Annotated in this window: 17 protein-coding genes; 11 read left to right on the forward strand and 6 right to left on the reverse strand. The window is 61.5% G+C overall.

Annotated elements, in window-relative coordinates; genetic code table 11:
- Positions 1 to 2: 2 nt before the first annotated feature.
- Positions 3 to 611, reverse strand: a complete 609-nt coding sequence (locus ACR1XV_RS06285) for a TetR family transcriptional regulator C-terminal domain-containing protein (protein WP_480529834.1) — start codon at positions 609 to 611, stop codon at positions 3 to 5.
- Positions 612 to 782: 171 nt separating this feature from the next.
- On the opposite strand from ACR1XV_RS06285, the gene ACR1XV_RS06290 reads away from it, so the two are divergent.
- The 11 genes from ACR1XV_RS06290 to ACR1XV_RS06340 all read left to right on the forward strand — a co-directional run bounded on the left by ACR1XV_RS06290 (position 783) and on the right by ACR1XV_RS06340 (position 10,534).
- Positions 783 to 2,033 carry a Zn-dependent hydrolase gene (locus ACR1XV_RS06290; protein WP_480529836.1) on the forward strand — a complete coding sequence of 417 codons (1,251 nt, stop codon included), beginning with the start codon at positions 783 to 785 and terminating at the stop codon, positions 2,031 to 2,033.
- A 91-nt stretch (positions 2,034 to 2,124) separates the two neighbouring features.
- Positions 2,125 to 3,579, forward strand: a complete 1,455-nt coding sequence (gene hydA / locus ACR1XV_RS06295) for a dihydropyrimidinase (protein WP_480529537.1) — start codon at positions 2,125 to 2,127, stop codon at positions 3,577 to 3,579.
- Positions 3,580 to 3,589: 10 nt separating this feature from the next.
- Positions 3,590 to 4,084 (forward strand): DUF4760 domain-containing protein, encoded by a 495-nt coding sequence (locus ACR1XV_RS06300; RefSeq protein WP_480529538.1) that lies wholly within the window; start codon positions 3,590 to 3,592, stop codon positions 4,082 to 4,084.
- On the forward strand, positions 4,081 to 4,872 hold the full coding sequence (locus ACR1XV_RS06305) for an ABC transporter ATP-binding protein (RefSeq protein WP_480529539.1): 792 nt from the start codon (positions 4,081 to 4,083) through the stop codon (positions 4,870 to 4,872). Before ACR1XV_RS06300 ends, ACR1XV_RS06305 begins: the two co-directional genes overlap by 4 nt.
- Positions 4,872 to 5,303: an N-acetyltransferase family protein gene (locus tag ACR1XV_RS06310; protein WP_480529540.1), complete on the forward strand. Its 432-nt coding sequence runs from the start codon at positions 4,872 to 4,874 to the stop codon at positions 5,301 to 5,303. The genes ACR1XV_RS06305 and ACR1XV_RS06310 overlap by 1 nt, the downstream gene beginning before the upstream one ends.
- The gene (locus ACR1XV_RS06315) at positions 5,300 to 6,217 is read left to right on the forward strand and encodes an ABC transporter permease (protein WP_480529541.1); all 918 of its coding nucleotides are present in this window, start codon (positions 5,300 to 5,302) and stop codon (positions 6,215 to 6,217) included. The genes ACR1XV_RS06310 and ACR1XV_RS06315 overlap by 4 nt, the downstream gene beginning before the upstream one ends.
- Positions 6,214 to 7,059 (forward strand): ABC transporter permease, encoded by an 846-nt coding sequence (locus tag ACR1XV_RS06320; protein ID WP_480529542.1) that lies wholly within the window; start codon positions 6,214 to 6,216, stop codon positions 7,057 to 7,059. The genes ACR1XV_RS06315 and ACR1XV_RS06320 overlap by 4 nt, the downstream gene beginning before the upstream one ends.
- Positions 7,060 to 7,112: 53 nt before the next feature.
- Complete coding sequence (locus tag ACR1XV_RS06325; protein ID WP_480529543.1) at positions 7,113 to 8,102, forward strand: ABC transporter substrate-binding protein; 990 nt, start codon at positions 7,113 to 7,115, stop codon at positions 8,100 to 8,102.
- 156 nt (positions 8,103 to 8,258) lie between these two features.
- Positions 8,259 to 8,972 (forward strand): ABC transporter permease, encoded by a 714-nt coding sequence (locus ACR1XV_RS06330; protein ID WP_480529544.1) that lies wholly within the window; start codon positions 8,259 to 8,261, stop codon positions 8,970 to 8,972.
- On the forward strand, positions 8,965 to 9,699 hold the full coding sequence (locus ACR1XV_RS06335) for an ATP-binding cassette domain-containing protein (RefSeq protein ID WP_480529545.1): 735 nt from the start codon (positions 8,965 to 8,967) through the stop codon (positions 9,697 to 9,699). Before ACR1XV_RS06330 ends, ACR1XV_RS06335 begins: the two co-directional genes overlap by 8 nt.
- A gap of 22 nt (positions 9,700 to 9,721) precedes the next feature.
- Positions 9,722 to 10,534 carry an ABC transporter substrate-binding protein gene (locus tag ACR1XV_RS06340; protein ID WP_480529546.1) on the forward strand — a complete coding sequence of 271 codons (813 nt, stop codon included), beginning with the start codon at positions 9,722 to 9,724 and terminating at the stop codon, positions 10,532 to 10,534.
- Positions 10,535 to 10,588: 54 nt separating this feature from the next.
- On the opposite strand, the gene ACR1XV_RS06345 is transcribed toward ACR1XV_RS06340, so the two are convergent.
- The 5 genes from ACR1XV_RS06345 to fdh3B form a co-directional block, all read right to left on the reverse strand.
- Entirely contained in the window at positions 10,589 to 11,461 is an 873-nt protein-coding gene (locus tag ACR1XV_RS06345; RefSeq protein WP_480529547.1) for a substrate-binding domain-containing protein, read from the reverse strand.
- Entirely contained in the window at positions 11,462 to 11,587 is a 126-nt protein-coding gene (locus ACR1XV_RS06350; protein WP_480529548.1) for a hypothetical protein, read from the reverse strand.
- A 13-nt stretch (positions 11,588 to 11,600) separates the two neighbouring features.
- Complete coding sequence (locus tag ACR1XV_RS06355) at positions 11,601 to 12,863, reverse strand: c-type cytochrome (protein ID WP_480529549.1); 1,263 nt, start codon at positions 12,861 to 12,863, stop codon at positions 11,601 to 11,603.
- Positions 12,864 to 14,045 (reverse strand): formate dehydrogenase subunit gamma, encoded by a 1,182-nt coding sequence (locus tag ACR1XV_RS06360; protein WP_480529550.1) that lies wholly within the window; start codon positions 14,043 to 14,045, stop codon positions 12,864 to 12,866.
- Between the two features lie 96 nt (positions 14,046 to 14,141).
- Complete coding sequence (fdh3B, locus tag ACR1XV_RS06365) at positions 14,142 to 14,735, reverse strand: formate dehydrogenase FDH3 subunit beta (protein ID WP_010439472.1); 594 nt, start codon at positions 14,733 to 14,735, stop codon at positions 14,142 to 14,144.
- Positions 14,736 to 14,746: the final 11 nt, after the last annotated feature.

The raw sequence follows: 14,746 nt of genomic DNA on the forward strand, positions 1-14,746 counted from the left end.
CCTTAAGGCGTCAGCAGTTTTCTGTAGAGGGTTTCGACAAAGGAGCCGGCACCGTCGAAGGGGTCTTCCTCTCCGAGAATGGCGCGGACCTGGACGTCGAAATCGGCATAGTGCTGGGTCAGCGCCCAGATCGAGAAGATCAGATGATAGGGATGGACGCGCGTAATTTTTCCCTGATCCATCCATCGGGTCAGAATCGCGGTTTTTGCGTCGACCAGTTTCTTCAGATCCGTCGAGAGCGACTCGTGAATGCGCGGAGCGCCCTGAACCAGTTCATTGGCGAACAGGCGGCTCTCGCGGGGCAGATCGCGGCTCATCTCAAGCTTGCGGCGAATATAGGACAGGATTTCTTCGAGCGGGTCGCCGGTTTCATCAAGCGTGTGCAACGGGGCCAGCCAGACCTCGAGCAGGCCGGACAAAAGGGCGGCGTGAATCGCCTCTTTCGAGGGGAAGTAATACAGCAAGTTGGGTTTGCTGAGGCCCGCCTCGGCCGCGATCTGGTCGACGGTTGCGCCGCGAAACCCATGGGCTGAGAACACGTTCAGGGCGGCGTCCAGAATGGCGGCGCGGTTTTTCTGCTGGATCCGGGTTGGGGCGCGGTCTTTGGGCATTTTCACCTGATGTCTCTTTTTCGGCCAGTCGGGTGCTGAATATGTCGAAAATTCCGGCAGGGCACTGCAATTTCTTGACTGATATCGAACCCGTGATAGCGTGAGTTTGACCAGATGGTCAAATCAAGACATCAAAAGCGAGCCAAATCGCAAGCGACAGGGAAGACAATGATGGCAGCTCCGGCGCAGAACCTCAGGATCAATGGCGACAGGTTGTGGGACAGCTTGATGGAGATGGCGAAGATCGGCCCCGGTGTTGCGGGCGGCAACAACCGTCAGACCCTGACGGATGAGGACGCCGAGGGGCGCGCGTTGTTTCAGAGATGGTGCGAAGAGGCCGGGTGTTCGATGGGTCTTGATCAGATGGGCAATATGTTTGCGCATCGTCCGGGAACAGACCCCGAGGCTTTGCCCGTTTACGTCGGATCGCACCTGGATACGCAGCCCACGGGCGGCAAATATGATGGCGTCTTGGGCGTACTTGGCGGGCTCGAGATCATTCGTACGCTGAACGATCTTGGTATCAAGACCAAACATCCGATTGTCGCAACCAACTGGACCAACGAGGAAGGGACACGCTATGCGCCCGCAATGTTGTCTTCGGGTGTTTTCGCCGGAATGCACGCGCAGGATTGGGCCTATGCCCGTGAGGATGCCGAGGGTAAGACGTTCGGGGATGAGTTGAGCCGGATCGGCTGGTGTGGCGACGAGGAGGTGGGCGCGCGTAAGATGCACGCTTTCTTTGAGTTGCACATCGAACAAGGGCCAATTCTTGAGGCTGAAGGCAAGGATATCGGTGTCGTCACCCATGGTCAGGGGTTGAGCTGGACCCAGATCACCGTGACCGGCAAGGATGCGCATACAGGTTCCACTCCGATGCCGATGCGCAAGAATGCGGGGCTGGCGATGGCGCGTATTCTTGAGAAAGTGGATGAGATTGCGTGGTCGCATGCGCCTCATGCGGTTGGGGCCGCGGGACATATCGATGTGTATCCGAATTCGCGCAACGTGATCCCGGGGAAGGTGGTGTTTACGGTCGATTTCCGCTCGCCCGAGTTGGAGGTGATCACCGATATGGAGAACCGGTTGCGGGTCGCGGCCGAGGGTATTGTCGATGAGATGGGTCTGCAGATCGAATTTGAGAAGGTCGGCGGCTTTGACCCGGTGAAATTCGATGAGGGCTGCGTGGCCGCCGTGCGCGATGCGGCCGAGCGGTTGGGGTATTCGCATACGGATATCATCTCGGGCGCAGGGCATGATGCCTGCTGGATCAACCGGGTGGCGCCGACGGCGATGGTCATGTGTCCCTGTGTGGATGGGTTGAGCCATAACGAGGCCGAAGAGATCAGCAAGGAATGGGCCGCGGCTGGGGCGGATGTTCTGTTCCATGCGGTTGTCGATACTGCGGAGATCGTGGAGTAGGGGGCTCTGCCCCCGTCGCCCGAGGGCGACTCCCCCGGGATATTTTTGGCCAGATGAAGCAAGTGGCGCAGGCCGCATCAGGGAGTTTGAAATGAGTAAAGTGATCAAGAACGGAACCATTGTTACCGCTGATCTGACCTATAAGGCGGATGTGAGGGTCGAGGGTGGGGTGATTACCGAGATCGGGCCCGATCTGCGTGGGGATAAGGAACTGGATGCGACGGGCTGTTATGTCATGCCGGGCGGGATTGATCCGCATACGCATCTGGAGATGCCATTCATGGGCACCTATTCGAGCGATGATTTCGAAAGCGGGACGCGCGCGGCGCTGGCGGGGGGGACGACGATGGTGGTCGATTTTGCTCTGCCCAATCCGGGTGAGGGGCTGCTGGATGCGTTGAAGCGCTGGGACAACAAGTCGACGCGGGCGAATTGCGATTATTCCTTCCACATGGCGGTGACATGGTGGGGCGAGCAGGTGTTCGATGACATCAAGACCGTCATCGAGACGCGCGGGATCAACACGTTCAAGCATTTCATGGCCTATAAGGGCGCGCTGATGGTGAATGACGATGAGTTGTTTGCCTCGTTCAAGCGGCTGGCCGAGCTGGGCGGAATCGCGATGGTTCATGCCGAGAATGGCGATGTGGTGGCCGAGCTGAGCGCCAAGCTGCTGGCCGAGGGCAATACCGGCCCCGAGGCGCATGCCTATTCCCGCCCGCCACAGGTGGAGGGGGAGGCGACCAACCGGGCGATCATGATTGCGGATATGGCGGGCGTTCCGCTGTATGTGGTGCATACGTCCTGCGAAGAGGCGCATGAGGCCATTCGGCGGGCCAAGATGCAGGGTAAGCGGGTGTGGGGGGAACCTCTGATCCAGCACCTGACGCTGGATGAGAGCGAGTATTTCCATCAGGATTGGGACCATGCTGCGCGGCGGGTGATGAGCCCACCGTTCCGGAACAAGCAGCATCAGGATAGTCTGTGGAACGGGCTGCATTCGGGGACGTTGAGCGTGGTGGCAACTGACCATTGTGCCTTTACCACGGAACAGAAGCGGTTCGGTGTGGGCGATTTTACCAAGATCCCCAATGGGACCGGAGGGTTGGAAGACCGGATGCCGATGTTGTGGACGCATGGGGTGAATACCGGGCGCCTGACGCCGAACGAGTTCGTGGCGGTGACGTCAACGAACATCGCCAAGATATTGAATTGCTATCCGAAAAAGGGTGCGGTTCTGGTTGGGGCCGATGCGGATCTGGTGGTTTGGGACCCCGAAAAGACCAAGGTCATCAGCGCGGATACGCAGCAGTCGTCAATCGACTACAACGTATTCGAGGGCAAAGAAGTCAAAGGGTTGCCGCGCTTTACGCTCACGCGGGGGCAGGTTGCCGTGCATGACGGCGAGATTCGGACGCAGGAAGGCCATGGTGCGTTCGTGGCGCGCGAGGCCAATACCCATGTGAACAAGGCGCTGAGTACGTGGAAGGAGCTGACGGCCCCGAGGCCGGTAGAGCGGACGGGGATACCGGCGACGGGGGTTTGAGCGCGGAAAGATGGGCTTGGAGTTTTGGCTGGATATCTCGGCGGATGTCGCAGCGATCCTTGCTGCGCTGGCTGTGATCGCGACCACCGCGTTTGTCTGGCGTCAGATGCGCCTGCAGGCGCGGGGGCAGGATAAGGACGAGCGCCGGTTTCTGCGCGAGTCGATCCATGTGATCCATGAAACGCTACAGGCCAGTCAGTTCCGGGACGCACGGCAGCGTTTCTTTGCTGGCCCACATCAGCACGACTACGGCGACCTGGAAAGCGAGGAGCGTGGGTTGGCGCGTTACATACTCAGTATCTACGGGCTTATGGCCCGGATGATCAAACATGGCGCGATTGATGAGGATATCCTGCGTGACTATTGGCGCACGGCGCTCTATCGCGATTGGGACAGGCTTGAGAATTTTGTCAGCGGCGAGCGGCTGAGGGCAAAGAATGGCAACCTTTTTGCCGCCACCGAGCACATGGTTGCCCGCTGGAAGACAACGGATAAAGAAACATGAACGAAGCGGGCGCAGCTGTTATCGAGGCCAAGAATCTCGACCTCACCTTCCAAACCAACGATGGCCCCGTTCACGCCCTGAAGGATGTGAACCTGACCATCGACAAGGGTGATTTCGTCAGTTTCATTGGCCCCTCGGGTTGCGGCAAAACCACGTTTCTGCGCTGTATCGCGGCGCTTGAGCATCCGACCGGAGGGTCTTTGACCGTCAACGGCATGACCCCCGATGAAGCGCGGCGCAAGCGGGCCTATGGGTATGTCTTCCAAGCAGCGGGGTTGTACCCGTGGCGGACGATTGCGAAGAACATCAAGCTGCCGCTTGAGATCATGGGTTATTCTGCCGCGAAACAGGATGAGCGGGTAAAGAACGTTCTGGAACTTGTTGATTTGGAAGGGTTTGGTGGCAAATTCCCATGGCAGCTTTCTGGCGGGATGCAGCAGCGGGCCAGCATTGCGCGGGCGCTGGCATTTGACGCCGACATCCTGCTTATGGACGAGCCGTTTGGCGCGCTGGACGAGATCGTGCGCGACCATCTGAACGAACAGCTTCTGGCACTTTGGGCGCGCACGGAAAAGACCATCGGGTTCGTGACGCACTCGATCCCCGAAGCCGTGTATCTCAGCACCAAGATTGTCGTCATGAGCCCTCGGCCCGGGCGGATCACGGATGTGATCGACAGCCCTCTGCCGAAAGAGCGGCCTCTGGATATCAGGGATGCGCCGGAATTCATCGAGGTGGCGCATCGGGTGCGCGAAGGGCTGCGGGCCGGGCACGGGGACGAGGTCTGATGGTGGGGGGCGAGATCAGACGCGCAGCTCCCGATGATGTGGCAGCCTGCGCGCGGGTGGTGAGGACGTGGCTCGAAGAAACGGACTGGATGCCCGAGGACCTGCCGCAAGAGAAACTGGCAGATCTGATCCGCGAGGCGTTTCCACACCGCGAGATTTGGGTCTCTGGTGATCCGGTGGATTGCTATATGTCCGTCGATCCCGCTGAGAATAAGGTCGGTGCGCTGTATTGCCTCCGCACCGGCGAGGGGATCGGCAAGCGGTTGCTGGATCAGGCCAAGGAGGGGCGCGATTTTCTGTGGCTGACAACCCATGTGCCCAATCGGGATGCGCAGCGGTTTTACCGGCGTGAAGGGTTTGTCGAGAAGGGAACTGAACCTCCGACACCGCCGGATACGGTGCCGGTCATTCGGATGGAGTGGCGGGCATGAAGCAGTTTACCGCAGTCATGGTGGTGATCGCGGCGATTGTGGCCGTATGGTACATCGCCTGTATCCCGATGAATATCGACAGCGCGCTGAACGCGGCCGAGCGCGCGGGTGAGGAAGTGGACCCGCCAACCGCCAAGGAACGCGTTCTGGAATACGACATCGTTCTGGTCTGGGACAACAGCTTTGCCATCCCCGACACGTGGGAGCAGAACCGCCCGCGCCTGCCCACGCCGCATGATGTGGTGTTGGAGCTGTGGGATTCGACGGTCAACAAGAAGATCACGTCCAAACGGTCTCTGGTCTATCACGGCTGGGTCACGCTGAGCGCGACGATGCTGGGGTTTGCGATTGGAACCGGGCTGGGCATTCTGCTGGCGGTCGGGATTGTGCACAGCAAGGTCATGGACCTGTCGGTGATGCCGTGGGCGATTGTCAGCCAGACCATTCCGATCATCGCTCTGGCACCGATGATCATCGTGGTGCTGTATTCGATCGGGGTGCAGGGGCTTATTCCCAAGGCGATCATCTCGGCCTATCTGAGTTTCTTCCCCGTGGTCGTGGGCATGGTGAAAGGGCTGCGCAGCCCGGATGCGATGCAACTGGATCTGCTGCGCACCTATAGCGCCAGCCGGTCGCAGAGTTTCTGGAAGCTGCGGCTGCCTGCGTCGATGCCCTACCTGTTTACCTCGCTCAAGATCGGGATCGCGGCGTCTCTGGTCGGGGCCATTGTGGGTGAATTGCCCACCGGCGCGGTTGCCGGGCTGGGCGCGCGGCTGCTGGCGGGCAGTTACTATGGGCAGACAGTGCAGATCTGGTCGGCGCTGTTTGGCGCGGCCATTCTGGCGGCTGCGCTGGTGGGGCTGCTGGGGCTGTTGGAACGAACGGTTCTGAAACGGATGGGGATGGCGCAATGATGCTGGTCCTGGGTGCGATCTTGCTGTGGGGTCTGGGCTGGTGGCTCAACAGCCGTCTTGCCAGCGGGCCGCAGGCCGACAGCCAGATGGTGCGGTTTCTGGCCCCGCTGATCTTTGGCCTGACCATCGTAGCGATCTGGGAACTGCTGGTGCGCGGGCTCGACGTGCCGCTGGTCATTCTGCCAGCGCCCTCGGTCATCGCCGTGCGGTTTGGCGACAGCCTGCCGATCCTGTGGGCCGACTTCGTGCAGACCATCCTCAAGGGCGCGCTGAGCGGTTACATCATCGGCTGCACCGCCGCGTTCCTGACGGCCATCGCGGTCGACCGGTGGGAGTTCCTGCGCCTCGGGCTGCTGCCCGTGGGCAATTTCGTGGCGGCCCTGCCCATTGTCGGAACCGCTCCGGTTCTGGTGATGTGGTTCGGGTTCGACTGGCATTCCAAGGCGGCGGTTGTGGTGGTGATGGTGTTCTTTCCGATGCTGGTGAACACCGTGGCCGGGCTGCGCGAGGCGACTGTGATGCAGCGTGACCTGATGGAGACCTATGCCGCAACCTATTGGCAAAGCTTCCTGAAACTGCGTCTTCCCGCCGCAATGCCCTTTGTGTTCAATGGCCTGAAGATTTCTACCACTCTGGCGCTGATCGGCGCTATCGTGGCCGAGTTCTTTGGCTCGCCCGTTGTCGGCATGGGCTTTCGGATTTCGACCAGCGTCGGGCAGCTTGCGCTGGATATGGTCTGGGCCGAGATCGTGGTGGCCGCGCTGGCCGGAACCCTGTTCTATGGGCTGGTCGCTATGATCGAGAAAACGGTGACCTTCTGGCACCCGTCGCAAAGAGGATAAGAATTCAACAGACCCCGAAAACGGGGCACCAACAGCAACTAGGAGACATGAAGATGAAGAAGCTACTCAGCGGGGCGGTCGCCGCCTTTAGCCTTGCCGCTACGGCGGCCTGGTCGGCGGATGAGGTGACATTGCAGCTGAAATGGGTCACGCAGGCTCAGTTCGCGGGCTATTACGTGGCCAAGGACAAGGGGTTCTACGAGGAAGAGGGGCTGGACGTCACCATCCTGCCTGGCGGCCCCGATATCGCGCCCACTCAGGTGATTGCGGGCGGTGGCGCGGACGTAACCGTGGAATGGATGCCTGCCGCGCTGGCCGCGCGGGAAAAGGGCCTGCCGTTGGTCAATATCGCGCAGCCGTTCAAAAGCTCGGGCATGATGCTGACCTGCTGGAAAGATGCGGGGATTGCCTCGCCCGATGATCTGAAAAACCGCACGCTGGGCGTCTGGTTCTTCGGCAACGAGTTTCCTTTCATGAGCTGGATGAGCCAGCTGGGCATCAGCACGGATGGCAAAAGTGACAGCGGTGTAGAGGTTCTAAAGCAGGGCTTTAACGTTGATCCTTTGCTGCAGCGTCAGGCCGATTGCATCAGTACCATGACCTACAATGAATACTGGCAGGTCATCGATGCAGGTGTCACGCCCGAAGAGCTGGTGACCTTCAAATACGAAGATCAGGGCGTCGCGACGCTAGAGGATGGTCTGTATGTGCTGGAAGAAAACCTGAGCGATGCCGCCTTTGTCGACAAGATGGAGCGTTTCGTGCGCGCCTCGATGAAGGGCTGGAAATACGCCGAGGAGCACCCGGATGAGGCGGCTGACATCGTATTGGAAAACGACGAGACCGGTGCGCAGACGGAAGAGCACCAGAAGCGCATGATGGGTGAGATCGCCAAGTTGACCGCCGGATCGAACGGTGCGCTGGACCCGGCGGATTTCGACCGCACGGTGGCGACGCTACTGGCGGGTGGTTCTGATCCGGTGATTACGGCTCAGCCCGAAGGGGCCTGGACGCATCAGATCACGGATGCGGCGCTGAACTAGCGCGACGCATCATAGATGCCTGAGGCGCGGTCCCTTCGGGGGCCGCGTTTTTTGTTGCAGATGTCGGATTTGTGTCTGTACTCAAGCGGCCGATGGGCTAGTATTTCACTGTAATATAGCGCATTTCATGACGAAATGCTGTCAACGCGGAATAAAATGCAGGGATTTGCATCAGAATTCAATCACGCCGTGACTCTGATCCTGAACGGCGATGCCGAGCTTTGGGCGATTGTGCTGCTGTCGCTGCGGGTATCGGTCTTTGCGGTCCTGATTTCTGCGGTGATCGGGATGCCGGTCGGGGCCGCTCTGGCGGTTGCGCGGTTTCCGGGGCGGCGGGTTTTGATCATTCTGATGAATGCGCTGATGGGCTTCCCGCCGGTCGTCGTTGGCCTGCTGGTCTATCTGATGCTGTCACGCTCGGGCCCGCTGGGCGTGTTGGAATTGCTCTACACCCCGACGGCGATGATCATTGCGCAGGTGGTTCTGGTCACGCCCATCGTCGCGGCTCTGACCCGGCAGGTGGTCGAGATGCTGGCCGAGGAATACTCTGAACAGCTGCGATCCTTGGGCGTCTCCCGTCTGGCTTCGGTTCCGGTACTGCTGTGGGATGCGCGGCTGGCGCTGGTGACGGCGCTGTTGGCGGGGTTTGGACGCGCCATTGCCGAGGTGGGTGCGGTGATCATTGTCGGCGGCAACATCAACCATGTGACGCGCGTGATGACCACGACGATTGCGCTTGAAACCTCGAAGGGCAATCTGGCGTTGGCGTTGGCACTGGGCGCGATCCTGATCGGGATTGCTGTTGCGGTGAACGCAATGGTCAGCGCTCTGACCCTGCGGGCCGAGCAGGAGGGGTTGCGTCATGCGTGATGTGGTGGCCGGGATGCCGGGCGTGATCGAGGTGCGTGATCTGCAGATCAGCCGCAGCGGCAAGGCGCTGCTTGAGGTGCCGCGCCTGAGCCTCGACGGCCCGGGGCCGACGCTGATATTGGGGCCGAACGGTGCGGGCAAAAGCCTTCTGCTGCGCTGTCTGCATGGGTTGATTGTGCCGGATCGTGGACGGGTGTGTCAGGACGGGCAACCGCTGAACGCCGGTCACAAGGCGCGGCAGGCGATGGTGTTTCAAAGCCCGGTGCTGCTGCGACGCTCGGTGTCAGCCAATCTGGATTTTGTGCTGAAGCGGCAGGCTGTTCCGCGCCGGCTTCGCAAGCAGCGCATTGCCGAGTTGCTGACCGAAGGTGGGTTGGAAGGCAAGGCGCGCCAGTCCGCCCGCTCGCTGTCTGGCGGCGAGGCGCAGCGGCTGGCCATCCTGCGCGCGTTGGCACTGGAGCCTGAGACGCTGTTTCTGGACGAACCCACCAGTGCGCTGGATCCCGGTGCGACGCAGGTGATCGAACGGATGGTGCTGCGCGCCTCGGCCCGCGGGGTGCGCATCGTGATGGTAACGCACGATATCGGGCAGGCGCGGCGGTTGGCCGAGGATATCGTCATGATGCAGGCCGGTCACGTGGTTGAACATGGCGCAGCACGGCAGGTGCTGGATGCGCCGCAAAGCGATGCCGCGCGCCGGTATCTGGCGGGCGGTTTGGTGACGTAATTTCGAATGACGGAGAAATTCAATGATGGGGTATTTCGCTCGGGCCCTGACGGTTGTGGTCGGGTTGGCCGCGGGGGCCTCGGCCGAAGAGGCCTTTATCGTCGTGCAATCCACCACGTCGACGCAGAATTCCGGCCTGCTGGATTACATCCTGCCGGGGTTTGAAGCGGAAACCGGCATCGACGTGCGCGTGGTGGCGGTCGGCACCGGGCAGGCCATCCGTAACGCAACCAATGGTGACGGAGACGTTCTGCTGGTTCATTCCAAACCCGCCGAAGAGGCCTTTGTGGCCGACGGCTGGGGCGTCGAGCGGCTGGATGTGATGTATAACGACTTTGTTCTGGTCGGGCCGGAATCTGACCCGGCGGGGGTGGCCGGGGGCAAGGATATTGTTGCCGCCTTGACTGCTGTGGCCGAGGCCGAGGTGCCGTTTGCCTCGCGTGGGGATGACAGTGGCACCCACAAGGCTGAGATGCGCCATTGGGCTGATGCGGGCATTGATCCGACCGGGGCGTCGGGGCGATGGTATCGCGAGACAGGCTCGGGCATGGGCGCGACGCTGAACGTAGCCAGCGGGATGGGGGCCTATGTGCTGACCGACCGGGCGACGTGGCTGTCCTTTGGCAATAGGGGCAATCTGACGGTGTTGGTCGAGGGCGATCCGCGTTTGTTCAACCAATACGGGGTGATCCTTGTGAACCCCGAAAAACACCCGGGCGTGAGGGCTGCCGCGGGGCAGCGGTTCATTGACTGGCTGATCGGGCCGCACGGGCAGGCGGCGATTGGGTCCTATATGGTGGACGGGCAGCAGTTGTTCTTTCCCAATGCGCGGTGAATTGGCCTGCGGTCAATGCCTTCGGCGAGAGTATTTGGGAAAAGATGAAGTGCGTCAGCCGCTTGCGCCGTTGTGGTGGATGCGGCCCAGATGGGTCAGGTCATAGCTGCCGAATTCTGCCGCGCGGGTGGCGAAGCGATCGCTGTGCAGGAAGTTCAGGAGTTTTTGCAGCGGAGCGTCGAAATAGGCACGTCGCCAGATGGCAAGGTCGAGACGTTCGGAATGGGTGGGGGCGAAGCCCAGATCGTAGAGACCGGCAAGCGCGCCCAGTCCGAAACCGGCCTCGGCCTTGCTGTCGTGCAGGGCGATGGCCAGCTCTTCCTCGGTGCGGGCGCAGGTGGGCAGGGTGTCGAGATCGGCGCGTGTCAGCCCGCAGGCTTTGAGCTGGGCGTCGAACAGATGCTGGCTGGCGGCGCTGTCTTGGCGCAGGATGACGCGCCGCCCCTTGAGGTCCATGAAGCCTGAGATGTCCGAGACACCCGGGGCCAGCAACAGCCCGCGCTGACGGTGGGCGATTTCCAGTAGGATCACCGGGGCCTCGCCAAAACCGTCGCGCAGGGTCTGGGTGTTGAAGCCGTCTTCCTCATGGATATGCAGGGCGGCGGCTTGGACGCTGCGGTCGCGCAGGCGGTGCAGCCCGTCGAAGGAGCCGTCGTAATAGGTGGCGAGGCCCGAGCCGCTTTCTCGTAACGCCCAGTCCAGCAGCGGGTCATGGCTGCCCGCGACAATCGGGGGCAGGGGTGGCTCTGCAACCTGCGGGCCCGAGCGTGAGGCGTTCAGCCAGGCGATGATTTCGGCCCGGGGGAACAGCAGTTTACCCATGGCACGGACGCAGGGGATTTCGCCCGAGGACGCCAGATCATAGGCCTTGCGCTCGCCGATGCGCAGCAGATCGGCCAGTTCGCGCGTCGTCAGATAATCCTGCATTCAGTCGAGGCGCACAGCCGGGCCAGTCCCCGCATCCGCCGCGCTGAACCCGATCTGGTCGAGCGTGTAAGGCGCTGCGGCGGTGATGACGGCCATCGCGGCGACGGCGGCTAGAAAGGCTTTCATAGTCTCCTCCGGCTCAGTTTTCCGGCACCGTGGCGCGGCGCAGAAAGGCGATCAGGTCGGCCCGGTCCTGCGGGGCCGTGATGCGCTGCATCGGCATCTTTGACCCCGGAATGTAGTGGTCCGGCCCCAGATCGAAAAGAGCGTTTATCGTCTGATCATCCCAAATGATATCAGAGTCTTGCAGGATGTCCGAGTACAAATATCCCGGTAGCGTTCCCGCCTGCCGCCCGAATATGCCGTGCAGCGTCGGGCCGGCCCGTCTTTGGCTGTCGGGGGTCAGGCTGTGGCAGATCGAACATTTGCGGGCGAATTGGCGCTCGCCATTGCTCATCTCATCGGGATCGCGCAGGAAGGAGGGCTCTTGTCCGCCCAGTTGTTCGTGATCCCCAAGTGCGGAAACCGGCCAGCTATACATTGCCTCGTCGATGCCGCCCGCATGGATGTTTTCCCCATCCGCCGAGAAGGCCAGTGCCCAGACCGGCCCGCGCAGCGTGGCGCGGAAGTCGTGTGCAATGCGCCAGTCGACCGTGTCGATGAACATGATGTAGCCCTCGCCATCCCCCACCGCCAGCAGCTGCCGGTCGGGGCTAAGCGCAAGGGCAAGGATCGGTCGACGGTCGAGGGTGAAGTCTCGTTCCTCGCCCGTGGTCAGGTCGTGTATGCGGGTGACGCCGTCGACGGCACCATAGGCGATCCAGTTGTCGGTGGCGTTCAGAACAAGTTCGTTGATGCCGAACCCATGCTCGACTAGACGTTGGGTTTCCTGACCAGTTGGTACATCCCAGCGGCGTATGGTGCCGTTCATTCCGGCGGAATAGAGCGTCTGGCCGTCAGGCGAGAACACCACCGCGTTGACGCCAGCCCCCGTGGGGCCCAGCATGCGCGGGGCCGAACCATCAACGGGCCACAGGCCGATGGTCCCGTCCCAACTGGCGGTGGCGACATGGGTTTTCGAGGCCGCAATGCCGACGATCTTGCCCTTATGCTGTCCGACGATCTGACCGCCCGGCCAGCGGCGCAGGGTGAAATCATCGCCCGCCGAATAGATCGCCGTGCCGTTGAAGGCGACGCTGTTGACCGCGGCGTCGTGCCCTTCAAGCCAAGTGGGCGCGCGCTCTGACCAGATACCCACCGAATTGTCGAAACTGGCCGTCGCGATCCGCCCGTCGGGGGCGGTTGCGATGCCCATGATGGGGCCACCGTGACCCTTTAGGGTAAAGAACTCGGCTGCGGCGGGCAGGGGCAGCAGCGCCAGAACCAAGGCCAGTGCGCGCATCTATTCCGCCGGAGAGGCCACGGCTTTGTCGGCCTCTTTTTCCTGCACCTCCTGCAGCCACAGCGAGTGATGCTCGCGCGCCCATTGTTCCTCGACCTCGCCGGTGCCCATCGCCTCGAACGCGCCCTCCATCCCGACAGAGCCGAGGTAGATATGGGCGATGATGATGGCGAGAAACACATAGGCGATCATCACGTGCCAGACCTGAGCGTATTGCATTTCCTCCTGCGGCGACATCTGGACGGGCAGGTTCAAGCCCATCATCTGCGGCAGGCCGGTTGCATTGGCGACCGAGAAGGTTTTGGCAAACAGCGGCAGTTCGAACGGGAACAGCAGCGACAGGCCGGACAGGCTGATCGAGACGCCGAGGACGATGCAGGACCAGAAGATGATCTTTTGCCCCGCATTGAACTTTTTGGCGGGCGGGTGGCTGTTCTTGGTGAACAGACCGCCGCCAGCGGCCAGCCAGCGCAGGTCGGTCCGGTTGGGGATGTTGTGGGAGATCCACTTCACGGTGATGATGACAAGACCCAGCATGAACGCCCAGGCCATGTTGTTGTGCAGCCACTTGCAGCCCTGCGCGATGGTGGCAAAGCCCTCTTTCCCGACGACCGGGATCAGGAAATCACGGCCATAGAGCGTCAGCAGGCCGGTGAAACCCAGCACAAGGAACGAGCCGCCGAACAGCCAGTGGCCAAAGCGTTCGACACCGGTGAAACGGGTGACGGTGCGGCCGGTTTTTTCTCCGTCAATTCTGATCTTGCCGCGGAGCAGGGCGAACAGGATCAGGATCACGAACATGCCGCCCAGAATATAGGTGCCGTATTCGCGCAGCGGGCCGGTGCGGAAATTCAGCCACCACATGCCGCCATCCTGGATCAGAACGCCGTCTGCCGGTCCCCGCGACGATACCGTGACATCGGCAGACCCGTAGCGCAGCGCGCGATATACTTCGCTGTCCGAGGCCACGCCGCGCGTCCCCAACTGCCCCAGCAGGCCCTCGACATTGCCCGCGCCGGTGTTTTCCGCACGAAAGCTGTTATCGACCTTTTCGCCGCGTTGCCGGGCGAGGATATCCTCAAGCGTCGTGGCACCGCCGGTTGATGCACGGTCCGGAGCGTCCTGTGCCAATGCAGGGACGGTCAGAACGAACAAACAAAAGAGAAGTCGCAGAAACGCCATGTCACCCTCGTCGACGGTTGCGGCCGAGATTTTTCGTCGAAAAATCTTTTGCTGCACCGGCGCATATCGCGCGCGCCGGTGCGTTTTGCGGACGGATCAGCCGTCTTTCTGGTCGTAGGCCGTGCCCCAGCCCCAGGCGCCCGAGCCGAACCCGCGCGCCACAACGCGTTCGCGGTAAACGGCGGACACCACGTCGCCGTCACCGGCGAGCAGGGCCTTGGTGGAACACATCTCGGCGCAGATGGGCAGTTTACCCTCGGCAATCCGGTTGCGACCGTATTTGGCGAACTCTGCGGTCGAGTGCGTTTCTTCGGGGCCGCCAGCGCAGAAGGTACATTTGTCCATCTTGCCGCGTGATCCGAAGTTGCCTGCCTGCGGGTATTGCGGCGCGCCAAAGGGGCACGCGTAGAAGCAATAGCCGCAACCAATGCACAGGTCCTTGGAGTGCAGGACGACGCCTTCTTCGTTCTGATAGAAGCAGTCGACCGGGCACACCGCCATGCAAGGCGCATCTGAGCAATGCATACAGGCCACCGAGATCGAGCGTTCGCCCGGGTTGCCGTCATTGATCGTCACCACCCTGCGGCGGTTGATGCCCCACGGGACCTCGTGTTCATTCTTACACGCGGTCACGCAGGCGTTGCACTCGATGCAGCGTTCAGCGTCGCAGAGAAACTTTGCTCTAGCCATTATCGTCCTCC

Source organism: Ruegeria sp. AD2(2025), from assembly GCF_056542385.1.